The 23499-nt window shown below is 41.0% G+C and carries 21 protein-coding genes and 7 tRNA genes; 14 read left to right on the forward strand and 14 right to left on the reverse strand.

Annotated elements, in window-relative coordinates:
• Positions 1-17: 17 nt before the first annotated feature.
• The 4 genes from ptsI to cysZ form a co-directional block, all read right to left on the reverse strand.
• A complete protein-coding gene (gene ptsI, locus J6836_RS04030) occupies positions 18-1745 on the reverse strand; it encodes a phosphoenolpyruvate-protein phosphotransferase PtsI (RefSeq protein WP_219247061.1) in 1728 nt (575 codons plus the stop codon).
• 144 nt (positions 1746-1889) lie between these two features.
• Positions 1890-2147, reverse strand: coding sequence for a phosphocarrier protein Hpr (gene ptsH, locus J6836_RS04035; RefSeq protein ID WP_047756382.1), 258 nt, complete (start codon positions 2145-2147; stop codon positions 1890-1892).
• 354 nt (positions 2148-2501) lie between these two features.
• Positions 2502-3455, reverse strand: coding sequence for a cysteine synthase A (gene cysK / locus J6836_RS04040; protein ID WP_219247063.1), 954 nt, complete (start codon positions 3453-3455; stop codon positions 2502-2504).
• A gap of 231 nt (positions 3456-3686) precedes the next feature.
• Positions 3687-4451 carry a sulfate transporter CysZ gene (gene cysZ, locus J6836_RS04045; protein WP_219247066.1) on the reverse strand — a complete coding sequence of 255 codons (765 nt, stop codon included), beginning with the start codon at positions 4449-4451 and terminating at the stop codon, positions 3687-3689.
• Positions 4452-4669: 218 nt separating this feature from the next.
• Between cysZ and zipA the strand changes: the two genes are divergently transcribed.
• Complete coding sequence (zipA, locus tag J6836_RS04050; RefSeq protein ID WP_219247068.1) at positions 4670-5662, forward strand: cell division protein ZipA; 993 nt, start codon at positions 4670-4672, stop codon at positions 5660-5662.
• A gap of 88 nt (positions 5663-5750) precedes the next feature.
• On the opposite strand, the gene J6836_RS04055 is transcribed toward zipA, so the two are convergent.
• Positions 5751-5954, reverse strand: a complete 204-nt coding sequence (locus J6836_RS04055) for a hypothetical protein (protein ID WP_219247070.1) — start codon at positions 5952-5954, stop codon at positions 5751-5753.
• Between the two features lie 128 nt (positions 5955-6082).
• Between J6836_RS04055 and J6836_RS04060 the strand changes: the two genes are divergently transcribed.
• The 5 genes from J6836_RS04060 (at position 6083) to J6836_RS04080 (ending at position 10543) form a co-directional block, all read left to right on the forward strand.
• The gene (locus J6836_RS04060) at positions 6083-6397 is read left to right on the forward strand and encodes a type II toxin-antitoxin system RelE/ParE family toxin (RefSeq protein WP_219247072.1); all 315 of its coding nucleotides are present in this window, start codon (positions 6083-6085) and stop codon (positions 6395-6397) included.
• Positions 6390-6677 (forward strand): addiction module antidote protein, encoded by a 288-nt coding sequence (locus J6836_RS04065; RefSeq protein WP_219249363.1) that lies wholly within the window; start codon positions 6390-6392, stop codon positions 6675-6677. Before J6836_RS04060 ends, J6836_RS04065 begins: the two co-directional genes overlap by 8 nt.
• Positions 6678-6778: 101 nt before the next feature.
• Entirely contained in the window at positions 6779-8797 is a 2019-nt protein-coding gene (gene ligA, locus J6836_RS04070) for an NAD-dependent DNA ligase LigA (RefSeq protein WP_219247075.1), read from the forward strand.
• 274 nt (positions 8798-9071) lie between these two features.
• A complete protein-coding gene (locus J6836_RS04075) occupies positions 9072-10256 on the forward strand; it encodes a NupC/NupG family nucleoside CNT transporter (protein WP_219247077.1) in 1185 nt (394 codons plus the stop codon).
• A 65-nt stretch (positions 10257-10321) separates the two neighbouring features.
• On the forward strand, positions 10322-10543 hold the full coding sequence (locus J6836_RS04080; protein WP_219247078.1) for a DUF3820 family protein: 222 nt from the start codon (positions 10322-10324) through the stop codon (positions 10541-10543).
• Positions 10544-10572: 29 nt separating this feature from the next.
• Here J6836_RS04080 and J6836_RS04085 read toward each other — a convergent pair whose 3' ends face one another.
• Positions 10573-11610: an LLM class oxidoreductase gene (locus J6836_RS04085; RefSeq protein WP_255586318.1), complete on the reverse strand. Its 1038-nt coding sequence runs from the start codon at positions 11608-11610 to the stop codon at positions 10573-10575.
• A 14-nt stretch (positions 11611-11624) separates the two neighbouring features.
• On the reverse strand, positions 11625-12248 hold the full coding sequence (locus J6836_RS04090; protein WP_219247080.1) for a glutathione S-transferase family protein: 624 nt from the start codon (positions 12246-12248) through the stop codon (positions 11625-11627).
• A 113-nt stretch (positions 12249-12361) separates the two neighbouring features.
• Here J6836_RS04090 and J6836_RS04095 point away from each other — a divergent pair, with 113 nt between their 5' ends.
• Positions 12362-13246 carry a LysR substrate-binding domain-containing protein gene (locus J6836_RS04095; RefSeq protein WP_219247082.1) on the forward strand — a complete coding sequence of 295 codons (885 nt, stop codon included), beginning with the start codon at positions 12362-12364 and terminating at the stop codon, positions 13244-13246.
• A 17-nt stretch (positions 13247-13263) separates the two neighbouring features.
• Here the strand turns inward: J6836_RS04095 and J6836_RS04100 are convergent.
• From J6836_RS04100 to gltX, 3 genes are all read right to left on the reverse strand, one after another.
• Positions 13264-13339 (reverse strand) — tRNA-Ala (locus J6836_RS04100).
• A 48-nt stretch (positions 13340-13387) separates the two neighbouring features.
• A tRNA-Ala gene (locus J6836_RS04105) sits at positions 13388-13463 on the reverse strand.
• A gap of 172 nt (positions 13464-13635) precedes the next feature.
• Positions 13636-15057, reverse strand: a complete 1422-nt coding sequence (gltX, locus tag J6836_RS04110; RefSeq protein WP_219247084.1) for a glutamate--tRNA ligase — start codon at positions 15055-15057, stop codon at positions 13636-13638.
• 438 nt (positions 15058-15495) lie between these two features.
• Between gltX and J6836_RS04115 the strand changes: the two genes are divergently transcribed.
• The 6 genes from J6836_RS04115 to J6836_RS04140 all read left to right on the forward strand — a co-directional run bounded on the left by J6836_RS04115 (position 15496) and on the right by J6836_RS04140 (position 17734).
• Positions 15496-15571 (forward strand) — tRNA-Val (locus tag J6836_RS04115).
• A gap of 26 nt (positions 15572-15597) precedes the next feature.
• Positions 15598-15673: transfer RNA gene (locus J6836_RS04120), tRNA-Val, on the forward strand.
• A 31-nt stretch (positions 15674-15704) separates the two neighbouring features.
• Positions 15705-15780: transfer RNA gene (locus tag J6836_RS04125), tRNA-Val, on the forward strand.
• Between the two features lie 37 nt (positions 15781-15817).
• Positions 15818-15893 (forward strand) — tRNA-Lys (locus J6836_RS04130).
• A gap of 34 nt (positions 15894-15927) precedes the next feature.
• Positions 15928-16003, forward strand: a tRNA-Lys gene (locus J6836_RS04135).
• 1437 nt (positions 16004-17440) lie between these two features.
• A complete protein-coding gene (locus J6836_RS04140) occupies positions 17441-17734 on the forward strand; it encodes a helix-turn-helix domain-containing protein (RefSeq protein ID WP_219247086.1) in 294 nt (97 codons plus the stop codon).
• A gap of 337 nt (positions 17735-18071) precedes the next feature.
• On the opposite strand, the gene J6836_RS04145 is transcribed toward J6836_RS04140, so the two are convergent.
• The 4 genes from J6836_RS04145 to J6836_RS04160 are packed head-to-tail and all read right to left on the reverse strand — an operon-like array spanning position 18072 to position 22343.
• Positions 18072-18740, reverse strand: a complete 669-nt coding sequence (locus tag J6836_RS04145) for a methionine ABC transporter permease (protein ID WP_219247088.1) — start codon at positions 18738-18740, stop codon at positions 18072-18074.
• Positions 18737-19750 (reverse strand): methionine ABC transporter ATP-binding protein, encoded by a 1014-nt coding sequence (locus J6836_RS04150; RefSeq protein WP_219247090.1) that lies wholly within the window; start codon positions 19748-19750, stop codon positions 18737-18739. The genes J6836_RS04145 and J6836_RS04150 overlap by 4 nt, the downstream gene beginning before the upstream one ends.
• Before the next feature lie 3 nt (positions 19751-19753).
• Positions 19754-21214, reverse strand: coding sequence for a flavin-containing monooxygenase (locus tag J6836_RS04155; RefSeq protein ID WP_219247093.1), 1461 nt, complete (start codon positions 21212-21214; stop codon positions 19754-19756).
• A gap of 4 nt (positions 21215-21218) precedes the next feature.
• Positions 21219-22343: a CMD domain-containing protein gene (locus tag J6836_RS04160; RefSeq protein WP_219247095.1), complete on the reverse strand. Its 1125-nt coding sequence runs from the start codon at positions 22341-22343 to the stop codon at positions 21219-21221.
• Between the two features lie 213 nt (positions 22344-22556).
• Here J6836_RS04160 and J6836_RS04165 point away from each other — a divergent pair, with 213 nt between their 5' ends.
• Complete coding sequence (locus J6836_RS04165) at positions 22557-23399, forward strand: MetQ/NlpA family ABC transporter substrate-binding protein (protein ID WP_219247096.1); 843 nt, start codon at positions 22557-22559, stop codon at positions 23397-23399.
• Positions 23400-23499: the final 100 nt, after the last annotated feature.

Here is a 23499-nt window from a genome sequence, read left to right on the forward strand (position 1 = left end):
GAACTAATGTGCTGTTCTTAGCATAACGTTTTTTCTTGGATAAAGGTATCTACAAGTTTCATCAATTCATCCGCTGTTGGTTGAGCAAGTGCTTGTTCAGCCAAAGCTTGGGTATCAGCAAAGTTCGCATTGCGAATTAATTTTTTGATACGCGGAATTGAAATTGCGCTCATACTAAATTCATCCAGCCCCATGCCAAGTAGCAATAAGGTTGCACGTTCATCACCTGCTAACTCGCCACACATACCTGTCCATTTACCTTCCGCATGTGATGCATCGATCACTTGTTTAATTAGGTTGAGAACAGCTGGTGACATCGGGTTATAAAGGTGAGAAATCAGTTCATTACCACGGTCAACCGCTAAAGTGTATTGAGTGAGATCGTTCGTCCCAATACTAAAGAAATCAACTTCTTTAGCCAAATGGCGAGCAATTACAGCGGCGGCTGGGGTTTCTACCATCACACCGACTTCAATTGTTTCGTCAAAGGCTTTACCTTCTTCACGTAACTGAGCTTTTAGCATTTCTAGCTCTGCTTTTAGTTCACGAACTTCTTCAACGGAAATAACCATTGGGAACATAATACGCAGTTTACCAAAATTTGACGCCCGTAAAATAGCTCTTAATTGTGAGTGTAAGATTTCTTTGCGATCAAGACAAATACGAATTGCACGCCAGCCGAGGAATGGGTTCTCTTCTTTCGGTAAATTCATATAAGGCAGGTCTTTATCGCCACCAATGTCCATGGTACGGACGATAACGGCTTGGCTACCCATTGCTTCGGCAACCGCTTTGTATGCTTGGAATTGTTCTTCTTCGGTAGGGAAGGCGTCTCTATCCATAAATAAGAACTCGGTGCGATAGAGGCCCACGCCTTCAGCGCCATTACGTTCGGCACCTGCGACATCGCGCACAGTCCCAATATTGGCACAAACTTCAACCTGATGACCATCTAAAGTAATGGCGGGTAAATCTTTTAATTTAGCCAGTTCTTCTTTTTCTTGCAGATAGTCATCGCGGAATGCTTTGAGTTTATCAATTTCCGCATCTGATGGGTTCAAGTGAATGGTGTTATTTACACCATCTAGGACAATGAAATCGCCATTTTTAATTTTGCTGGTGGCATCGCTAGTCCCAACAATTGCTGGTAATTCTAATGAGCGAGCCATGATGGACGTATGGGAGGTACGGCCACCTAAATCAGTGATAAAACCTAAGACTTTATCTAAGTTTAATTGCGCGGTTTCTGATGGGGTTAAGTCAGCGGCAACTAAAATAACTTCTTGGTTGATAGCGCTTAAATCTACAATAGGAATATTTAAGATATTCTTTAATAAGCGTTTACCGATGTCACGTACGTCAGCAGCACGTTCTTTGAGGTACTCATCATCAAGCGCTTCAAGTGCTTGGGCTTGGTCTTCAATCACAGAATAGGCCGCAGCATCAGCTGTTTTTTTATCGCCTTTGATTAAAGAGACAATTTCTTGCTCAAGTTCTTCGTCTTCCAGCAGCATGATATGACCTTCAAAAATCTCAGCTTTTTCGGCACCAAGATTTTTTTCAGCTTTTTCTTTAATTAGGCTGAGTTGTTCGGCAGATTTATTTCGCCCCTCAATGAAGCGTTGAATTTCTTTTTCGACCTGATCGTCTGAGATTTTTTTTGTGCTAACAACGATAGGATCTTCTTTGAGGATCAAAGCCTGACCAAAAGCAAAACCTGGGGATACTAAAATTCCTGAAATCATAATATTACCTTACTGCGGTTAGTGCTGGGAGTTCTGATGTTGCAGAGACTGCAGTGCGTTTTATTGATTATGCAAATATCCCCGAATGAAATCATTCAGGGACGGAGAATGAAATCGATTAAACGCGTTCTCTTGCGTGCGAAATTATTCCAATTCGCCCATCAGTTTAACTAAATATTCAACGGCTTCTTTTTCATCTTCGCCTTCTGCGGAGATGGTCACAACAGTACCTTGCGTTAAACCTAAAGTTTGTAACTTGAACAGGCTTTTCGCGCTAGCGGATTTGCCGCCAGAAATCAAAGAAATATCAGAAGTGAATGCTTTTGCTTCTTTCACAAATTGCGCTGCAGGACGAGTATGTAAACCGTTTGGTGCTGTAATAGTGACTTCTTGCTGGAACATAGTATTTCCTCAATAACTTTAGTTTTTTTAATTACCCAGCCTATTGTAGATGAAATCGGCTAGGTTTGCGTATAAGTTAGATTATTAACGCGTAAAAAGGTTTCCTACTTTGTGCGGTATCAACCCTTTTTACGTTTTACCCTCAAAATCGTGATTATATAGGTTAGCCGAAAAACATTTTAATAGGTATGTTCATTTGACTAAAATTTGATTAATTTCGAGGTGCAAAATAATTACTATGTTTAATACTAAACCCCAGATTAGAAATCACCTCTATCCATGCTAAACTTTGATCCGTGCCACAAAAAAAGCACCGTTGAGGTGCTTTTTTAACGATTATGTAACGAAAGTATGCTACTCAGCGGAAATATCCGCGAACAACGCGGTAGAGAGATAACGCTCACCAGAAGACGGTAAAATCACCACAATATTTTTGCCTTTGTAAGCAGGGTCAGCGGCAATTTTTGTGGCCGCAGCAATCGCTGCTCCCGAAGAAATCCCGGCTAAAATACCTTCTTTTTCCATTAACTCACGTGCTGTTTTAATCGCTTCGTCATCACTGATTTGAATGACTTTATCTAGCAGGGCGAGGTCTAAGTTACCTGGGATAAAACCTGCTCCAATACCTTGAATCTTGTGTGGGCCTGGTTTGATTTCTTCACCTGCTAATGCTTGAGTAATCACAGGGGAGGTTTCAGGTTCAACGGCAATGATGGCCACATCTTTACCTTTGGTCTTTTTCAGGTAACGTGCAATCCCTGTAATCGTACCGCCTGTGCCGACACCTGCAACGATGACATCGACATTACCGTCAGTATCTTCCCAGATTTCTGGGCCTGTGGTTTTTTCATGGATCTCAGGGTTAGCTGGGTTATTAAACTGTTGCAGCAGGAGGTATTTTTTCGGGTTGCTATTAACGATTTCTTCTGCTTTCGCAATCGCGCCTTTCATCCCTTTAGCGCCTTCGGTCAGCACGAGGTTAGCTCCTAATGCTTTTAATAGCTTACGGCGCTCGATACTCATCGTTTCAGGCATGGTGAGTGTGAGTTTATAACCTCTTGCCGCTGCCACATAAGCAAGCGCAATCCCTGTGTTACCACTAGTTGGCTCGACTAATTCTTTGTCTTTATTCAGGATACCTTTTTTCTCAGCATCCCAAATCATGTTTGCACCAATACGGCACTTAACACTGAAACTTGGGTTACGAGACTCCACTTTTGCCAAAATATTGCCATTACCAAAATGCTTTAAACGAACAAGTGGGGTGTGGCCAATAGTCAACGAATTATCTTCATAAATTTTGCTCATGGGATATCCTTAAAAAATCGGTTAGCCAATAAATAGTCTTCGGCGTTCACTATAAAATAGGGTATGGATTCAACATACGTGAAGAAGAAATTAATGCAAATATGATTTAGGTCTAAGCTTATAACAAAAGGCTATTTTAGATCCAATAGTTCTAAAGAATGGATAATAAGGCAGAATAGTGTAAGAAAATAGGTAACTGCGCAGGTGGTTAAACCTGCGCAAGGAAAGGGGTTAATAACGTGCGTAACGGCTACGGTAGCGGTCAACCCACATTAATGTTGCGCCACACACTGCAACAGGCATGATAACTAAGTTGATAAACGGCACCATCATCAGCAAGCTGACCACACCACCAAATTGAATATTTTTCGTGCGATCTTTAGCAAGGGCTTGTTTCATTTCACTAAAACCGACACGGTGGTTATCAAAAGGGTAATCGCAATACTGGATTGACATCATCCATGCACCAAATAGGAACCATAAGATGGGTGCAACGGTTTGGCCAATACCGGGTATCAAAAATAAGATTAATAAGCCAATAGCCCTCGGTAAATAGTAACCTATACGGACAAATTCACGCTTGATCATCCGCGGAACATCTTTTAATAAATCAGCTATGCCACCGTCTGGAGCTGGTTTACCCGTGAGTTCTGCTTCGAGCTTTTCAGATAACCAACCATTAAATGGCGCAGCGATAATATTGGCAATGGTGCTAAAAAAATACGTGAACACCAATAAAATAGAAATCAAAGCAACAGGCCAAATAAGATAATTAAGCCATTGTAACCAATCAGGAACATAGCTCATCACTTGGTCAATCCAGCCACCAAGCTTAGTGTATAACCACCAAAATGCGCCTCCTAAGAAAAGAATGTTTGCTAATAGGGGCAAAATCACAAAACGTTTAATACCAGGACGTGTAACTAGTCGCCATCCTTGTGTAAAATAATAAAATCCGGAGTGGTCTTTTTGTGGCGAAAATGTCGATTGGGTCATACTTCTCGTTCTCTCCTTTTCGGTTGACCTTGTATCATATAGATATGAATTTAGGCTGACTAGCCATTATTCGCTTAAAAAAGCAGCAAACGAAAGCGGAATATTCTCTTTCTTGTAAGAAAATCGTTCTGAGGGTTGCACTTAGAGCAATTGAGAAATAATCTTAAGGTAGTTTCCGCCGTGATGGCACTTTCATTCATCAACTAGAGATAGCAGCGATGCAGGATTTGCGTCTAATATTAGTGGTCGTAGGTGCGATAGCGATTGTCGCTTTATTACTGCATGGTTTATGGACCAGCCGTAAAGAGCGATCAAAGTTATTTCGCGACAGACCTGTAAAACGTAGAAAAAATGATACGCAGGAGAACTCATCGGATTATGATGATTCTACATTATTTACTGAAAATCAATCAACACAGCAGGTGCCTGTTCAACCCGCTGCGACTGAGCCTGTATATCCGGTAAAAAATGAGTCTCAAGTTGAACCCAATATACAGCCATCGCAGTCTATTGAACCTGAAATCAAAATGAGTGCTACGCCAGAACAGCCTGTTCATGATGAGCCTGTTGTTCAACATGTTAAAGCGCCGCATGTACCAGAACAACTCACCATCAATATGAATGATGAAGTTGTTACTGAGCCTGAAATACGTACTCAACCGGTGCACCATAATGCGTCGGAACCCCATATTGACACGCACAATTTACAAGAAGAGACACAACCGATACATCATGAACAGACGCCGCCGCACACTGAGACGAAAACTGAGCCACAGGAAAATTCTGCTGCAACAAATAGCAAGGAGACAGTCCTGGTACTTCATGTAGCAGCGCTTCAGGGGCAAGAATTGCAGGGCGAAGTATTACTGCAAAGTATTCTTCAAGCGGGCTTCCAATACGGTGAAATGAAAATTTTCCACCGTCACGTAAACCCGTCAGGTACTGGGCCTGTTTTGTTTAGTTTAGCGAATATGGTAAAACCGGGTTCTTTTGACCCTGAAACCATGGCGGATTTCTCTACACCGGGTATTTCCATGTTTATGATGGTGCCATCCTACGGTGATGCGAGCCAAAACTTTAAACTGATGTTACAAGCAGCACAGCGCATTGCATCTGATGCAGGCGGAGTGGTGCTAGATGATGAGCGTAAGATGATGACACCGCAAAAAATAGAGGTGTATCATGCGCGGATTAGAAATACACTAAATTAAATAAGCGTTTACAAAGCCCCCTTGATTGGGGGTTTTTATTGGTTTTAACTAACTGTTTTACATAAGGATATGTATAGCAGTATCGACATCACCTCCACGATGTAATCCACCTAAGCATGAGCCCCTTGTTATAAGGGGCTCTACTTACCGTAGCGCGTAAGGTGATCCAATTTAGCCAGTCCGTTTCTAGGCTTCCAATTTGCACACGACGGCCTTTTTGGGCATCAACGGCGGTCACGATGCCAATACGGATCAGGTTTCGAATCAAACGTAAAATATCTGCATTATTCATAAAACATAGATTGCCACGGATGAAGATCGAGGCGCATGTGTATGGCTTTGTGCCATGGTTGGCACAAGTTGAATGACGTGAAATTGGTTATCTTTACAGAGTGTAGTTTTTAAACTACAATCGAGGATATGAAAGAACTTAAACAAACAGAAGCATTCCGTTTATGGGAATCTAAGCTAAAAGATAAAAGAGCTAAGACCATTATCGCGATGCGTCTCTTTCGTTTAGCAAATGGGTTAGCAGGGGATGCAACGCCAGTTGGTGAGGGGATCAGTGAATTACGAATTCACCATGGCCCTGGTTATCGCGTTTATTTTCAACAGCGTGGTAATACGATAATTTTGCTCCTTTGTGGTGGTGACAAAAGCTCACAATCACGGGACATTACATTAGCCAAAACACTCGCTAAGAAGTGGATTTTGGAGGAAAACAATGATGAGTAATTTAACAACCTATGATCCCGCACTTGCGTTGGTTGATGATGACGAGATTGCATTTTTTATGGCTGACGCAATCGAAACAGGGGATTCAGCGTACATTGCAAAAGCGTTAGGCATTGTGGCCAGAGCCAAGGGTATGAGCCTAATCGCGGCAGAAACGGGGCTTTCCCGTGAGCAGTTATATCGTTCATTTAGTGAAGATGGCAACCCTACGTTAAAATCCACGTTAGCCGTGATGAAAGCGCTGGGTGTTGAACTTACGGTAAAAACCCACATTAACTAATTTTATCACCGAGCCAGAAAATCAATAACCTGACTTTCAATATGCCTGCTTTCTTGTGGCGCTAGCCCTTGATTGGGGGTTTTTATCTTTACGAGTGGATCATGACTACCAAAAACGAAATCGAAGAACTAAAAAAACAGTTACGCCATCACGAATACCAATATCACGTACTTGATGCTCCTGAAATTCCTGATGCGGAATATGATAAACTGATGCAGCGTTTGAAGGCGCTAGAAGAAGCGAATCCAGAGCTTATCACCAGCGATTCACCAACTCAGCGTGTCGGTGCCGCACCTTTGTCCGCATTTGAAACGGTGCGCCATGAAATTCCGATGCTGTCTTTGGATAACGTTTTTGATGAAGAGAGTTACTTAGCTTTTGATAAACGTGTTAGAGATCGCTTAAAAAACCACGATGAACTCACATTTTGTTGTGAATTGAAACTTGATGGTTTGGCGGTAAGTTTGTTATATGAAAATGGCGAACTTGTACAAGCCGCAACTCGTGGAGACGGCACCGTTGGCGAAAATATTACTGCGAATGTGCGTACTATCCGTGCGATCCCGCTGCGTTTAACGGGGGATAATATCCCTGCACGTGTGGAAATTCGTGGTGAAGTTTTTATGCCACAAAAAGGGTTTGAAGCGCTAAATGAAGAAGCGCGTCGTACTGATGGTAAAGTTTTTGCTAACCCACGCAATGCCGCTGCGGGCTCTTTGCGCCAGCTTGACCCTCGCATCACAGCGAAAAGGCCACTGACATTCTATTGCTATGGGGTTGGGTTGATTGAAGGCGGTACGTTACCAGACACACATTATGATCGCTTGCAGCAGTTTAAAGCGTGGGGTCTACCTGTTAGTGACTATGTACAGCTGCGTCAAGGCCACCAAGCCGTACTCGATTTTTATCACCAAATTGAACAAGTTCGCCCTGAATTAGGGTTTGATATCGATGGTGTGGTGATTAAAGTTAATTCAATTGCAATCCAAGAAGAATTGGGTTTTGTTTCCCGCGCACCGCGTTGGGCTACGGCTTTCAAATTCCCCGCACAAGAGCAAATTACGTTATTGAAAGATGTGGAGTTCCAAGTTGGGCGTACAGGGGCGATTACCCCCGTTGCACGTCTGGAGCCTGTTCAAGTGGCGGGCGTTATTGTCAGTAATGCGACATTGCATAACGCAGATGAAATAGACCGTCTTGGTGTGCATATTGGTGATACGGTGATTATTCGTCGTGCGGGGGATGTTATCCCACAAATTGTCAGTGTGGTTGCGGATAAACGCCCCGCAGATAGCCGTGAAATTGTCTTCCCAACGCATTGCCCTGTTTGTGGCTCAGACATTGAGCGCATTGAAGGTGAAGCCGTTGCCCGTTGTACTGGTGGGTTAATTTGTGGCGCGCAGCGTAAAGAGGCACTCAAACACTTTGTGTCTCGTCGTGCCATGGATGTGGATGGCATGGGCGATAAAATTATCGACCAGCTGGTCGAAAAAGAATATGTGCAAACACCAGCCGACCTTTACCAATTAAGTGCAGGCAAGTTAACCGGGTTGGATAGAATGGGGCCAAAATCTGCACAAAAGCTGATTGATGCACTCGAAAAGTCTAAACAAACCACGTTAGCCCGCTTTATTTATGCATTAGGGATCCGTGAAGTTGGTGAAGCGACAGCCGCTAACTTGGCGGCGCACTACGCAACATTAGATGCAGTCATGGCAGCAGATGAAGAGTCTTTAAAAACGGTACAAGATATCGGCCATGTGGTTGCTAAACATGTGGTAAATTTCTTTCACGAAGCGCATAACCAAGTGGTTATTAACGATTTAATCACCAAAGCGAATATCCATTGGCCTGAAGTGAAAGTGGTTAATCGTGCAGAAATCGATAGCCCATTCGCCGGTAAAACGGTGGTATTAACGGGCTCGATGAGTATTTTAACCCGTGATGAAGCGAAAGATAAGCTAGTAGCTTTAGGTGCAAAAGTCGCAGGGAGTGTTTCGAAGAAAACGGATATGGTGATTGCGGGTGAAGCGGCCGGTTCGAAATTAGCAAAAGCGAATGAGTTAGGTATTCAGGTTATTGATGAAGATGAGTTGATTCGTTTGCTGAATATTAAATAGTGAACTATATTCTATTTGGCTTAGTTATCTCACTGAGGTGAGGTGACTAAGTCACTGATAGTTTGTTGTAAGACCTAAACTAAATTTTTAATTAAATTTCTGTGCAAAAAAGGTCATCTGTCCCTTTTCCTCTGCTTGAAACGTGATCCCCTTCTGCTTTTTGCAAAATACACCTAGTTAGTTTTCATATTAATGTGACGTTAGTCTCATTTAAATGTTACCTATTACATAGAATATGCACATAGACTGATTCTTAAATTTGTTGGAGTCGCACATGACCTCGATCCTGCATTTCGTTTTATCTTTAGTAGTAATCGCTGCTCTTGCCATTTTAGCAAGTAGTAACCGTAGGGGGATCCGTCCTCGCTATGTTGTTCAACTGCTTGTTATCCAAATTGCATTAGCGTACCTGTTCTTAAAATCAAATATTGGTGAATCCTTTGTTCTGGGTGTTGCTGGGGTATTTACGCACTTGTTGGGTTACGCAGCAGAAGGGACCAAATTTATCTTCGGCGGCATGATTGAAGGGAATTTAGCGTTCTTCTTCTTACAAGTTCTGTGCCCAATCATCTTTATTTCTGCGTTAATCGGGATTTTACAGCACATTAAAATCCTACCGATTGTTATTCGTATCATCGGTACCGTGTTATCTAAAGTTAACGGAATGGGTAAACTGGAATCTTTCAACGCAGTTAGCTCATTGTTACTGGGTCAGTCTGAAAACTTTATCGCTTATAAAGACCAGCTTAACCGCATGTCTGAGCGTAGAATGTACACCATGGCGGCTACCGCTATGTCAACGGTATCCATGTCAATCGTGGGTGCCTACATGACAATGCTGGAGCCTCGTTTTGTGGTTGCCGCATTAGTGCTGAACATGTTTGGTACGTTCGTGGTGCTGTCTTTAATCAACCCGTACCCACCAGAAGGTGAAGAAGACATTCAAATGAGCAACCTGCATGAAGGCCAAAGCTTCTTTGAAATGTTAGGTGAATACATTCTTGCTGGTTTTAAAGTTGCGATTATCGTTTCTGCAATGCTGATTGGTTTCATTGCCTTGATTGCAATGATTAACGGTATTTTCTCGGCTATTTTTGGTATCGATTTCCAAACTATGCTGGGCTATGTGTTTTATCCATTTGCTTGGATCTTAGGTATCCCAGCGGATGAAGCGCTGCAAGTGGGTGGGATCATGGCTGTTAAAATGGTAACGAATGAATTCGTTGCAATGGATGGCCTGCAAGCTATCGCTGGTGGCTTATCTGAGCGTTCTGTTGGTATCTTGTCTGTGTTCTTAGTTTCTTTCGCTAACTTCTCTTCAATTGGTATCATCGCTGGTGCTATCAAAGGGTTAGATGAAAAACAAGGTAACACAGTGGCGCGTTTTGGCCTGAAATTACTGTACGGTTCAACCTTAGTCAGCTTCTTATCCGCTGCGGTTGTCGGGTTAGTATTGTAATTCGCAAAAAAGTGTTAAATTAAGAACGGCGTTCATTAGGACGCCGTTTTTTTATGGGAGCAAGAATGGAAAAGCAAGATCTTATCGATATGGCAAATACCTATATGCCATTCGGGAAATACAAAGGCTGCATTTTGATTGATTTACCTGAGGAATATCTTCTTTGGTTTTATAAAAAAGGAGAATTCCCGCCGGGGCGTCTTGGACAATTAATGGAAATGGCCCTTGGACTAAAAATAGAAGGGTTAGAAGGGCTAGTAAAGCCATTAAAACGCCTTAACAAGTAAACCATCAAGGTCTTATCCATCAAAAATAGCTACCAATCTACCGATTTTCCTTCCACCGTTGTGTGGCTTGGGAAGTGCGGTAAAATATCTTCGGCCAGTTCTTGTAGAACCTCCGCCACTGGGCGCTTTGAATATTGAATACCCAAAGCGGCATGGTTTACCCCTGCGGCCTGCCATTCTTCAAGCAATTGGATTAAACCGTGGCGACCAGTACGCAGGGTAAATCCTCCACATAACGGCGTTCTTGGGTAGTTCGGGTCATCCACGAGGTCAATCCAATCGTTCGTCATGTGTGGGCGGAAATCGTTGTTTGGAATGAGAGAGCGCCATGTCGCAATTTTCTGCCCTAATCGGATTGCCCCTTCAGAGTGACTTGTTGCTTCAGGATAAGATAGCCAGCCATCAGCGTAATCCGCTATCCATTGTTTGGATTGGCCAGATGCGCCTGTCACAATTAAGGGAATTTGCCCTGCAACTGGTTTAGGTAATAATTCTGCACGGCTTATTGTTCCTAAAGGTGACTGAATTTCCAGAGAGCCGTGTTGCATCAGTTGGCGAAAATAATCAATCGACTGAGCAAAACGTGCCGCACGTTGATCGTAGTCTATCCCATAAGCTGGGTATTCAATGGCTCTATCTCCAGATGCTATTCCCATTACCAACCGGTTACCAGAAAGTTGGTCGATAGTGGTGGCAGCTTTGGCCAAATCAATTGGATGACGCAGTGAAAAAATAGAGCTACCTGTGACGAGTGCAACCTGCTTTGTTCTGGCGGCAATAAACGATAAATAAGTGAGTGGGTCAAAAAGTTGCCCTGCATCACCAAACATGGGGTCGAATAGGGGAATGTCTCGTACCCAGACCGCAGCAAAATTCTTTTGGTCAATGTATTCAATTAATTCTATTTGCCCTTTTAATACTTGTTCATCCCCTTGGTAAAAGCGTAAGGGAAGAAAGACGCCCAATGTCAGCTTATCAGGGGCGAACATTCGGCGGTAACCCACATGGTTAGCAAATGAAGTAGAAGGTAGTGCTTTGTTTTTCGGTAAAAAAGCCGTTGTATTCACAGGAGTTTCCTATTTTAAGCTTCAGTTGCAGGGGCTGGGAGCGTAATGCCTTTTCTAACTTCAGGTCTGGCAGCAATACGGTGGTACCACTCAGATAAATAGATATGTTGGCTAAAATCGAAGTCAATCACCTCCGCAATATGTAGCCAAGCAAAGTTAGCAATATCAGCAATTGTGTAGCTATTTCCTGCAATAAAGGGATTATTTTGTAGCTGTAGGTCTAATACCGTGAGTGCTTTGTGTGTCATCGTGAAATAGCGTTCAACCACCTCGGGTTTGGCTGATTTATCGAAAATTGCGAAATTGACCCACTGGCCAATAATCGGGCCAAGGCTAGCGGAATGAAATTGCAGCCATTTGATGGCTTCCCATTTTTGTTTAGGGGAGTTAGGTAAAAGTTTGCCTGTTTTCTCTGCGAGGTACAGTAAGATAGCCGCAGACTCAAATAAGGTAATGTCCTCTTTTGGGTCGTGAAGGACAGGGATACGGCCATGAGGATTAAGCTGCAAAAAAGCAGGCTGTTGATGATCCCCTCGGGAAATCTGTATATGGTTAAGGTGATAAGCTAGGTTTAGCTCTTCTAATGCTATAGTCACCTTAAATCCATTTGGGGAGCTATCGGTATAAAGTTCAAGCATAATTGCCTTCTGATTATTATCTGGATAGTATTGAGATCACCTTTTGATTATTGGTTTTTTAATGAAGAAAATAAAACCATATAAACTCAACTTGAATTTAGAAAAACTAAACCATGAACCCAGTACTCCCCTTACTTGCCTTACGCGCTTTCACAGAAGTGGCAAAACATAAAAGTATCAAGCAGGCTGCAAACTTTCTTGGTGTGACCTCAGGTGCAGTTAGCCAGCAAATTCGCTTATTAGAAGAGCGGGTGGGGGTGCCACTGTTCGTGCGTAGTCATCACAGTATGGAATTAACACATGCGGGGCAGCGAGTTTACCCTGCATTGCTGCAGGCTTTTGAACAAATCGAGGGCGCTATGCATGTGCTTGAAAACATACTGCAAGAACAAACGATTACCATCAGCACAGTTCCGTCATTTGCGGCCTCTTGGTTAGTGCCTCGTTTGGGTAAATTTACCCAGTTACACCCTGAAATCGAAGTGCATATTGAAGCCTCTTCAACATTGGTTAATTTGCACCAACAGCGAGTGGATATTGCTATTCGCCATGGGTTAGGGAATTACCCGAATTTAGTCAGTGAGCAGCTAATCAGCCCTGTTTTATTGCCAGTAATGAGTCCAAATTTTCCCCTTAACAGCGTGATAGAAACCCCTCAAGATTGCCTTAATTACCCATTATTGCAAGATAACGACCGTATGGATTGGTCACTTTGGCTGGCGGCTCATGGGGTGGAATACAATGAAAAGGCAAAACGCGGAAGTGCATTTGATGATGATTATTTGTTGATCCGCGCTGCAATAGCAGGGCAAGGATTGGCGTTGGTACCTAAAGAGTATGCCATGCAAGAAATTGCAGAGAAACGTTTGGTACAAGTGCTTGATAAGCCATGGCCCGCTAAATTTGCTTATTATCTGGTGATGTTACCTGAAACAATTGAAAGGCCAGAAATCATTAAATTTATAAATTGGATAAAAACGGAAGCAGAAGGAAATTAATAAAGGGCGGGGAAATATGGTGGAGCTAAGCGGGATCGAACCGCTGACCTCTTGCATGCCATGCAAGCGCTCTCCCAGCTGAGCTATAGCCCCAATCGATAGACTTTGTTGTTTTGATATGCCATCTAACAGGGAATTAGATGGTGGAGCTAAGCGGGATCGAACCGCTGACCTCTTGCATGCCATGCAAGCGCTCTCCCAGCTGAGCTATAGCCCCAAACAAAATCTTTTGGACGGGAGGCATCATATTCAAGCTAGATAGGAGTGTCAATAAAATAATCGGTTTTTCCGTTTAATTGCTGAAATATAGAGCATTTTGCAATCAACGAAAGAATAAACATAAGGACGGAAAAACTGCCCTCAAGAAATGAGGGCAGGGACGGTATAAATTATTGTGCAGACGCTTCGCGTTCAGCAATAAACGCTAAGGCTTTATCAATGCGGGCAATAGAACGCGCTTGGCCAATAGCGTGGACAGTTACATCGAGGCCCGGAGATTGGCCCGCGCCTGTGACAGCAACACGTAAAGGCATACCCACTTTACCCATACCCACTTCTAATTCAGTTGCAGTGGCTTCAATTGCTTGGTGGACATTTTCTGCAGTCCAATCGGTGATTGCGGCTAATTTATCTTTAACCACTTCTAATGGCTGGCGAGCAACAGGGCGTAGGTGTTTTTTCGCTGCATCAGCATCGAATTCTTCAAAGTCTTGGTAGAAGTAATGGCAAGATTCAGCCATTTCTTTCAGCGTCTTACAACGTTCACCCAGTAATTTGATTAGCTCAACTAATTGTGGGCCATTGCTGGTATCAATATTTTGCTGCTCAATATGCCATGCAAGGTACACTGCCACTTCTTCAGCAGGTAATGTATTGATGTAATGGTGGTTTAACCATTGCAGCTTTTCAGTATTAAATGCACTTGCTGATTTGCTAATAGCATCAAGGCTGAAAAACTCCTTCATTTCGTCAATGGTAAAAATTTCTTGGTCACCGTGAGACCAACCCAGACGCACTAAATAGTTCAGTAGCGCTTGTGGAAGGTAACCATCGTCACGGTATTGCATGACGCTAACCGCACCATGGCGTTTAGACAGTTTTTTACCGTCATCGCCTAAAATCATAGAAACGTGAGCATATACAGGTACTGGTGCGCCTAATGCTTTTAGGATATTGATTTGGCGAGGCGTGTTGTTGATATGATCTTCACCACGAATAACGTGCGTAATTTCCATGTCCCAGTCATCAATAACAACACAGAAGTTATACGTTGGTGAGCCATCAGTACGACGAATAATTAAATCGTCTAACTCTTGGTTACTAAATTCAATTGGGCCACGGATTTTATCGTCAAAAATCACAGAACCGTCTTGTGGGTTCCGGAAACGAACAACATGCGGCTCATCAGCAGTGTGGTTATGCGCATGGTCGCGGCAGCAACCGTCATAGCGAGGCTTTTCATTATTCGCCATTTGCTCTTCACGCAGTGCTTCTAAGCGTTCTTTTGAGCAGAAACAACGATAAGCGGTGCCCGCTTCTAACATTTGATCAATCACCGCGTTATAACGGTCAAAACGCTTAGTTTGATAATAAGGACCTTCATCCCAATTTAAATTCAACCAGTTCATACCGTCCATAATGGCATCGATAGCTTCCTGAGTTGAGCGTTCTAAGTCGGTGTCTTCAATACGCAGGACAAATTCGCCCTGATTGTGGCGACTAAATAACCAGGAATACAGAGCGGTACGTGCACCACCAACGTGTAAATAGCCAGTTGGGCTTGGTGCAAAACGGGTTTTGATTTTACTCATCGAGATTGCCTTAATTGCAAAACATTGTTTTTGAAGCGCTTAGGAGTTCACGGTTGACTAAATAGAAGGCTAATGTATGCAACATGGAACGATTAGTCGTGATGTTGTATGAAGCTTTAAACACGTGAAGTCTGTCAGCATTGCTAAAATGTGCCTCTATTCTATCATCCTGTGGTGATTCCTCAATCAAGTTATGAAGATACAAGAAAAGAAAATGGAAAAATGAGGCGAAAAAATGAAATTGATGCAGATGTGCAAATATATTTTCAGTTTATGAAAGAATAAAAACGCTAAATTATATAGGTAATTGATTAAAAAGGCAGCTTTTCTGGCGAATATTGAAACATCTTGATTAATTTTGCAACGAACGAAAAAAATCTATCGAAAAAGCGTTGACTCTGAACTCCGTATCCCTATAATGCACCTCCATCGACGACGGGGCGATTAGCTCAGTTGGTAGAGCACCTCCCTTACAAGGAGGGGGTCAGTGGTTCGAGCCCGCTATCGCCCACCACCGTTGACGATGAAAAATAAATGATTGGGCGATTAGCTCAGTTGGTAGAGCACCTCCCTTACAAGGAGGGGGTCAGTGGTTCGAGCCCGCTATCGCCCACCAATCATTTATAATGTGGTACAAGTCATGAAGTGGGCGATTAGCTCAGTTGGTAGAGCACCTCCCTTACAAGGAGGGGGTCAGTGGTTCGAGCCCGCTATCGCCCACCACTTCATTCGTTACTCGCATTAAAACACAAATATAGATGGGTCGTTAGCTCAGTCGGTAGAGCAGTTGACTTTTAATCAATTGGTCGCAGGTTCGAATCCTGCACGACCCACCATCTCAAGCAGTAAAAAAACAAATTTCCATACGATGGGTCGTTAGCTCAGTCGGTAGAGCAGTTGACTTTTAATCAATTGGTCGCAGGTTCGAATCCTGCACGACCCACCATCAAATCGAAATACTCGCAAGTTACCCCTAATCAAGTAAAAACTCAGTCGGCAAGTTGTGCTCAGGCAAGCTGGTTGCAGGTTCAGGCCGAAAGCTAAATCCGAAGGATTTAAATCCTGCACGACCCACCATCAAATCGAAATACTCGCAAGTTACCCCTAATCAAGTAAAAACTCAGTCGGCAAGTTGTGCTCAGGCAAGCTGGTTGCAGATTCAGGCCGAAGGCTAAATCCAAAGGATTTAAATCCTGCATGACCCACCATCAAATCGAAATGCTCGCAAGTTACCCCTAATCAAGTAAAAACTCAGTCGCCAAGTTGTGCTCAGGTAAGCTGGTTATTTAATTTTTTTGATTTGCTAATTAGGCTTAATGGCCATCAAATAAGTCCATAGGCCTCCTGTAAATACATATTGAGTTGATCTGAACATTACGTAGCTTAAATTGTGTTATTACTACGTTAAGTGAAAAGACCATCTTAACGCTTATGTATTTAATTTAAGTTTTATCTATCGTTAAAAGATCATCCAATGGTGATGTTAATTTAATACCGTAGGTTAAATATCCCTCAGTGGAATAGAAAATGATTCATAATGACATATAATTAATAAGGGCATTATAGAGGGGGGTATTCATTGGGGTTTAAAACTAATAATTTATAAATTTTCAATGTAAAATATCAATCATCTTCTTTCGAAGATAAAAACATCAAAATTAAAACGAGATAATCTAATTGTATTTATTTGTCATAATTTTGTGATGTTCATCAAGTAAAATGAATAATAAACTTTCTTAACGTTATGGTTTTGTTATGTTGAACACTGTTAGTTGGTAAAAATTTACCGTGTTACTTTAAAAATTTAGCGTTTTCTTTAATTGTAACAAAGCTTTTATTTTTATAAGTTATTGATATCTGATGTTACTATAAATTTTTAGAAGTAAAATTTATTATTTTTACTGTTATTTACAGATATAGATGATATCTAGTTGTTTTTTCAATCGTTAAACGGCGATGTACTCTCAAAATCATTAATATTGTTACAGTGTTAAATTATTCTGTTTATTTCCTTTATTTTTAGGTTATGAATCGGTTATCTGCTATTTTTTTAGTGTAATATTCTGTTTCACTCATTTAAATACAAGTAATATGGGTAATGTTGGGGTGGTTTTACTGAGCATAACAATATGATATATATAGAATATTGTTCAATTCGTTATGGTTAAAATGCGTTGTAATATTCTGTTACATAACTGTAACGTCATTTTAAGACTAGTTGAAACTAATTAGATTGCTAGTATATCATTCCCATCGATATGTGCTGGCTTGTCAGCAATATTATCAAAGCTCTACTTATTATATAAAAGATAAAAATAAAAAAATTGCAGTTACTTATCTGCTAATTTTTATTTCATTAATATAAATTGAAGCGAGAATGTTTATGAATACAAAATATCCTGTCGCTTGTGCAGTTGGACAAAAAATTAAAACGCTAAGAAAAGCTCAAGGCTATACTGTGTTTCAGTTAGCTAAAGAGATAGATATTAGTGAGCAACAATTATTTCGCTATGAGCGTGGTGTGAACCGCATTGATATTGATTGTTTAGTTCGTGTATTAAAAGTCTTAGGCGTTAATATGGGTGAGTTTTTTAGTGAAGTGCTACAAGATGATACCCAACCAGATGAAAGAAGAGATACTAAAGGATTCGATGATTCGATTTACTCTGTAGTATAATAATATAAATAATGATTTGTCCCATAATGAAACTTAAATTGATTTAAACTTCTAATTGTTTCAATTAAGAACTTAAATTATATCTTTCATTATAAAGGATAAATATATTATTTTTCTCTTATTCTGTGTGACTTGTTAAAATAAAAGCCTGTTATGGGCTTTTATTTTTTTATTATATAAATATATCTAGAATTAATATTAATTTAAACAAAGACTAATTAGTGGGGAACCCGTTAAGTTTTGGATATATTCATCTTTAGGTAATCAAGCAAACTAAATCTAAGCACTCGAATCGGTAAAGTAAAGCTGATAGCTTAGGCTATCAGCTTTATTATCATTAATGAAAACGTGCTTTTCTGGCAAGGTAATCACCAACAAATTGCATTCCTTGGACAATAATGATTAGAGTCACCACTGTAATGGCCATTGCCACATTATCAAATCGTTGGTAGCCATAGTTCAAGGCAAGATCGCCAACGCCACCTCCGCCTACAGCACCTGCCATTGCCGTCGCACCGACCAAAGTAATGCTTGCTGCTGTCAAACTTAAAATAAGAGAAGACTTTGCTTCTGGTAAAATGAAATGCCAAACAATTTGCCAATTTGTGGCACCCATTGAATCGGCTGCTTCGATAATTCCTGAGTGAACGCTTAAAAGCGAGTTTTCAACTAATCGGGCAGTGTAGGGCGCAATAAAAATCACTAATGGCACTATTGCTGCAGTTGTTCCGATAGACGTTCCTACCATAAAACGGGTTAGTGGGATCATTGCCACGAGTAAGATAATAAAGGGCAAAGAGCGAATGATGTTAATTATTGGGTTTACAATTCGGTATATGCATTTATTTTCCCAAATTCCTTCAGGCCTCGTTATTACGAGTAATATACCCAGTAAAATCCCAAATAAGGAGCCGAGTACTAAGGCAACACTCACCATGGTGAATGTTTCAGACATAGCAAGTAAAAATTGTTTACTTGTTAAGGCTGTTTCGAATAATTCTGTCATATTGCCCCCTGGCTCACTGCTACGCCACGTAAGCGTAGAAACTGTATCGCTTCTTCAATCTGCGTTTTACCACCCACAATTTGCACAAACATACTGCCGAGTACAACGCCACTGATTTCTTTCATATTGGCAAAGAGAATATTAATTTTGACTATTTCTTTTAAAATTAGCTCATTAACAACGGGCTCTTGGGCTGATGCCCCCAGAAATTCAAGGCGATAAATATCTTGTTGATGCTCTAAATTGTGAAGAACACGCTCAGGTATTTCTTCATTTAGAACAGTACCAACAAATTTCTGGGTCGTTGGTTGTTTAGGATCCGCAAAAATCTCTAATACCGTACCTTCTTCCACAATTTTACCTGCTTCCATCACTGCAACACGATTACAGACCTGCTCTATGACCTCCATTTCATGTGTCACAAGCAGGATAGTAATATTCTGTTCTCGACTAATCTTTTTTAATAACAGCAAGATAGACCGCGTTGTTTGGGGATCTAGAGCGGATGTTGCTTCATCACACAATAGAATTTGTGGATTATTGATAAGCGCACGGGCAATACCCACGCGTTGTTTTTGCCCACCAGATAATTGGCCTGGATATTGGTGCTTTTTATCGCTCAGTTCAACATATTCAAGAATGCTATCAACACGGCGATTTATTTCACTTTTATCTAGCCCTAACAAGACTAAAGGCATGGCTATGTTTTGGGCGACAGTTTTGGTTTCAAGTAAATTAAAATGTTGAAAAATCATGCCAATACTTCTTTTGTGAGCACGAATTTCAGCAGGGTTATGGTGAGCAATATTTTGCCCATCAATAATAACAGCACCATTAGATGGCTTTTCTAATTGATTGACTAAGCGAATAAGTGAGCTTTTTCCTGCTCCGCTATAACCAATAAATCCAAAGATATCACCTTTATTGATATGCAAGTTAATATCTTGCAATGCAACTAAAGATTGCCCATCTTTTTCATATACTTTTTGGACATTTTGAAATGTAATCATATTTTACTCTACATTATCAGTTAGTTGCATACGTTTTGAAGGTAAAGGGGCTGGCTGCCATTCATCACCTAATAATTCAAATTCTTGGCTTGTTTTCACTAATTCGAGATGTTCTTCTCTATGAGCAAGGTATAATTGTGCTGCAATATGGTCAGCCAAACGCTCTGCGCCTGTATTAGTGCCCGGGATCAAGCCAATCACAGGCCCCATACTGAGGGAGGCACTCAAATTAAAACAATAAAATTGTTTTAGCTGTTCATTGTCAGCACTATTTTTGCCTTGTAATTCAAAATGTGTTCCTAAATAGGGGTGAGCGCCGAGTTCATTATTCAGCTCATTGATTGGTGGGGTATAAACATCAGCCCACGTTTTTATTAATGGGGTAATTTGGTTAAATGCAGGATGTTTGAACCAATTGATTCGATACCCAGTTGCAAGGATCAAATAATCTAAGGTGAATTTTTCGGTTGTCGTCGAAATATGGAGTTTTTTATCTTTTAATTCAATATGCTCAATCTGAGTATTAAAGTTAAAAAAAGCATTTGAATGACGAGAAACGCGTAGAGTGCTGCCATGGGGCGCTGGAGTTTTTGCTTTAGCCACATACTCGGCATAATGCCATTTCTGTGCATCGGTGAAATAGGCGTAAGCATTCGAAAAACCGGCACTTCCTGCGACTTTCCCTCGGTTTACACGCGGCATATCAGCGGCACGAATTAAAATCTCAACACGCTTAGCGCCATTTTCTAAGGCGGTGGCTGAACTGTCCATTGCACCTGCGCTATAGCCTACAACGCCAATATCTAACCCTTTGAAACGGCTGTAATCTGTACCCGCATATGAATGCTCCCAATAATATTGTGGAATATTATCCATAAAACTGGGGATACTCGGTTCACTAAATGACTCCATACCCGTGGCTAAAATAACATGCTGCGCAATGTAAACTTTTGTGCCTTCAGGGGTATTAAAGACTAACTTGCTGCCATGATCGGTTAAATGTAGGTCAATAAGTTCATATTGATTAAATACTTTCGGTTCGGTAATAGCTTTATACCACTGCAAGTATTCTCCCCATTGAAGGCGAGGAATTTTGTCTAACTCTTCCCATTTTTCATTGCCAAACTGTGCTTTAAACCAAGCTTGAAATGTTAATGAAGGGGAAGCTAAGGCAGGACCTACAACCTGTTTAGGTGAACGCAGTGTTTCCATAAGGGCAGGTTTTTGCCAAGGCCCCTCATTTCCAGCAATAGACTTATCAAAAATAATGGCATTAATACCGCGTAACTTGAGTGCAAATGCAGCGGTGACACCTGACATACCCGCACCAATAATGGCAACGTCAATACGTTGCTCATTGATATCATTATCAGATAACGTCCATGATGCGATTGGGATATTAAGATATTGCAAATCTTGTGCAATTTGCGCTTCTAAAGCCGCTAAACCTGTGATCCTATCCATGAGGTTATTCCTTATTCTCCGTAATTTCAAACGGTTCACCGAGGGAAAGCATCAAGCGATTTGCCCATGAGAAAAACGCAGTAGACTGAATTAGATCAAGTAATTCGAGTTCGGATAGCCCTAACTGGCGCAGTGTTGCGACTTGAGATCCAGCAGCCTGAATTGGCGTTGCTGATAAAGACGCCACGAGGTCAGTTATTGCTAACAATCTATCATCAAAACCATCGGCAAGAACTTCTCCCGTCGGTGTAGCTAAGAGCTTATCAACATCACCTCGACGCTCTTTAGCATACTGGCTGGCTTTGCGTGCATGAACGGATGCACAATAAATGCAACCATTCACTTTGCTGACAACTGCAGCTGCAAATTCACGTTCCCATCGTGGCAGACCACCTGCGGTGTAAAAAACTCCACGGTCGATTAAGGTTCGAATTTCTAAAATTTTGCTTTGGTGAGCAAGCAAAAGGAAGTATTCAGAATTTAATTGGCCAAACTTTTTCATCACTTGAGCTTCTTCATCGCTTAGCGTTCCAACTTCTCTAGCGGCTATCCAAGCTTCCCAACCTAAACTATCTTGTGTAAAGGCAGTAGGGGATGGATTGCCTTGGCGAGTTAAAGGCTGATGATTCCATTTGCCTGCGACTATTTTTGCAACGTCGAATGATTTACTCTCTGATGTAATTAAGAGATTAATTCCTTCGACTAAGCGGGCTTGGTAGGTGACAAAAGTAATAAGCTGAGCAAGCAGGATTATGTCGCTATTCTTCCAGCCGTGTGTAATTAACTTTTCGATGAGTGCAAAATGAGTCTCTTTAGGGGATAGGGTTAATATTTGCAGATATTCTGCAGCAGCTTGTAAAGCAGGTGAAAGATTTTCAGTTTTTTGTGATGACGACTGTTGTGAATAAAAATTTGCTAATGCTTGGCTACCAGTCAATTTTGCAACCTGATGTGCAAAATCATAACGAACATCAACTGGGAAACCTGCTGATGGCACAGAGAATATTTCCCTGTATGCAGCTTGAGTATTTAAGGTTGCGTCTGAACGGTCTTGGCGGATTAGCGCTAAATCGGAATCTGGTGGCAAATGTGTAAGGGTGTTAATTAAATCATTATTGAAAATAGTCATAGAGTAACTCACTTTTTTTAAACGTTTTTTATCTCCTTCATTACATATCAATCACATCATTTATCGAACGATCTATTTGTTATATCAATATAACCAAAAGGAATTAAAATTTGTTTTTATATTACTATTAGACTAAGTTATAACTATCTGATCTAAGAACAATCAAATTAATATGATTATACTGACTAAAATATTTTCACAGGGTTGTTACATATGTTAAAACAAAAATTAATAAAACTATCTTTAATCGCGGCAGCTGTTATTACGCTTTCAGCATGTGGTGATAACAATGAAAAAGATAATCCAAATAAAAAACAGATAACGATAGGTTTTGGGGTTGGGAATTATATCGACCAAGTTGATAAAGGCATTGTTCCTATTTTAGAGAAAAAAGGCTATAAGGTAACATTGCGCCAATTTTCACAAAATAGGCAAATTAACCCTGCATTTGAAGAAGGCTCTATTGATGCATCGGTGAATCAAAGTCGTGCATATATGGATGCTTATAATAAAAAGAATAATATTAATATGGTCGCATTAACTGATTCACCAAGTGCGCCGCAAAGTTTACGTTCAAATAAACACAAATCAATTGATGATGTTAAAGATGGCATGATTGTCGCTTTATCTAACGACCCCGTTAATGCAGAACGAGGGGCTCGAATTCTAGAACAATTAGGTTGGATTAAAATTAAACCAAATGTTAGTACATTGAGTTTTAGCGTTAATGATATTTCATCAGGTAAATATCATTTAGATGTGCGTGAAACGGACGCAGCTCAAGGGTTAAGATTACTTGATGATGTTGATTTTGTTGTAGTAAATGGGAATTATGTCGCAAGTGCAGGCCAACGTATTGCCGATGGGTTGGTTGTTGAAAACTCACCGTTAGAACATCGTGTTATTGTCACTGTTATGCAAAAAGACCTTGATTCTCAATGGGCTAAAGACTTAAAAGATGCCTTTGAGTCCAAAGAATATGCAGATTATATTCGCTCCCAGCGCATTTATGATGGTTTTATTGAGCCAGAAAGCTGGAATAAATACCCTAAATAAAATCCTAGTCTAATTTTTTATATTTTTGTTCTTACCTAGCCACTTATTATTGAATTAATAAGTGGCTTTCTTATAAATTAATATGAAATTTATTCTTATT

It is taken from the genome of Providencia sp. R33, assembly GCF_019343475.1.
In the GTDB taxonomy this organism is placed as follows: domain Bacteria; phylum Pseudomonadota; class Gammaproteobacteria; order Enterobacterales; family Enterobacteriaceae; genus Providencia.

What these genes read in the sequence shown, in the direction of transcription:
- ptsI (WP_219247061.1), bottom strand. Translation starts at nt 1,745, where the DNA reads ATGATTTCAGGAATTTTAGTATCCCCAGGTTTTGCTTTTGGTCAGGCT.
- ptsH (WP_047756382.1), bottom strand. Translation starts at nt 2,147, where the DNA reads ATGTTCCAGCAAGAAGTCACTATTACAGCACCAAACGGTTTACATACT.
- cysK (WP_219247063.1), bottom strand. Translation starts at nt 3,455, where the DNA reads ATGAGCAAAATTTATGAAGATAATTCGTTGACTATTGGCCACACCCCA.
- cysZ (WP_219247066.1), bottom strand. Translation starts at nt 4,451, where the DNA reads ATGACCCAATCGACATTTTCGCCACAAAAAGACCACTCCGGATTTTAT.
- zipA (WP_219247068.1), top strand. Translation starts at nt 4,670, where the DNA reads ATGCAGGATTTGCGTCTAATATTAGTGGTCGTAGGTGCGATAGCGATT.
- J6836_RS04055 (WP_219247070.1), bottom strand. Translation starts at nt 5,954, where the DNA reads ATGAATAATGCAGATATTTTACGTTTGATTCGAAACCTGATCCGTATT.
- J6836_RS04060 (WP_219247072.1), top strand. Translation starts at nt 6,083, where the DNA reads ATGAAAGAACTTAAACAAACAGAAGCATTCCGTTTATGGGAATCTAAG.
- J6836_RS04065 (WP_219249363.1), top strand. Translation starts at nt 6,390, where the DNA reads ATGAGTAATTTAACAACCTATGATCCCGCACTTGCGTTGGTTGATGAT.
- ligA (WP_219247075.1), top strand. Translation starts at nt 6,779, where the DNA reads ATGACTACCAAAAACGAAATCGAAGAACTAAAAAAACAGTTACGCCAT.
- J6836_RS04075 (WP_219247077.1), top strand. Translation starts at nt 9,072, where the DNA reads ATGACCTCGATCCTGCATTTCGTTTTATCTTTAGTAGTAATCGCTGCT.
- J6836_RS04080 (WP_219247078.1), top strand. Translation starts at nt 10,322, where the DNA reads ATGGAAAAGCAAGATCTTATCGATATGGCAAATACCTATATGCCATTC.
- J6836_RS04090 (WP_219247080.1), bottom strand. Translation starts at nt 12,248, where the DNA reads ATGCTTGAACTTTATACCGATAGCTCCCCAAATGGATTTAAGGTGACT.
- J6836_RS04095 (WP_219247082.1), top strand. Translation starts at nt 12,362, where the DNA reads ATGAACCCAGTACTCCCCTTACTTGCCTTACGCGCTTTCACAGAAGTG.
- gltX (WP_219247084.1), bottom strand. Translation starts at nt 15,057, where the DNA reads ATGAGTAAAATCAAAACCCGTTTTGCACCAAGCCCAACTGGCTATTTA.
- J6836_RS04140 (WP_219247086.1), top strand. Translation starts at nt 17,441, where the DNA reads ATGAATACAAAATATCCTGTCGCTTGTGCAGTTGGACAAAAAATTAAA.
- J6836_RS04145 (WP_219247088.1), bottom strand. Translation starts at nt 18,740, where the DNA reads ATGACAGAATTATTCGAAACAGCCTTAACAAGTAAACAATTTTTACTT.
- J6836_RS04150 (WP_219247090.1), bottom strand. Translation starts at nt 19,750, where the DNA reads ATGATTACATTTCAAAATGTCCAAAAAGTATATGAAAAAGATGGGCAA.
- J6836_RS04155 (WP_219247093.1), bottom strand. Translation starts at nt 21,214, where the DNA reads ATGGATAGGATCACAGGTTTAGCGGCTTTAGAAGCGCAAATTGCACAA.
- J6836_RS04160 (WP_219247095.1), bottom strand. Translation starts at nt 22,343, where the DNA reads ATGACTATTTTCAATAATGATTTAATTAACACCCTTACACATTTGCCA.
- J6836_RS04165 (WP_219247096.1), top strand. Translation starts at nt 22,557, where the DNA reads ATGTTAAAACAAAAATTAATAAAACTATCTTTAATCGCGGCAGCTGTT.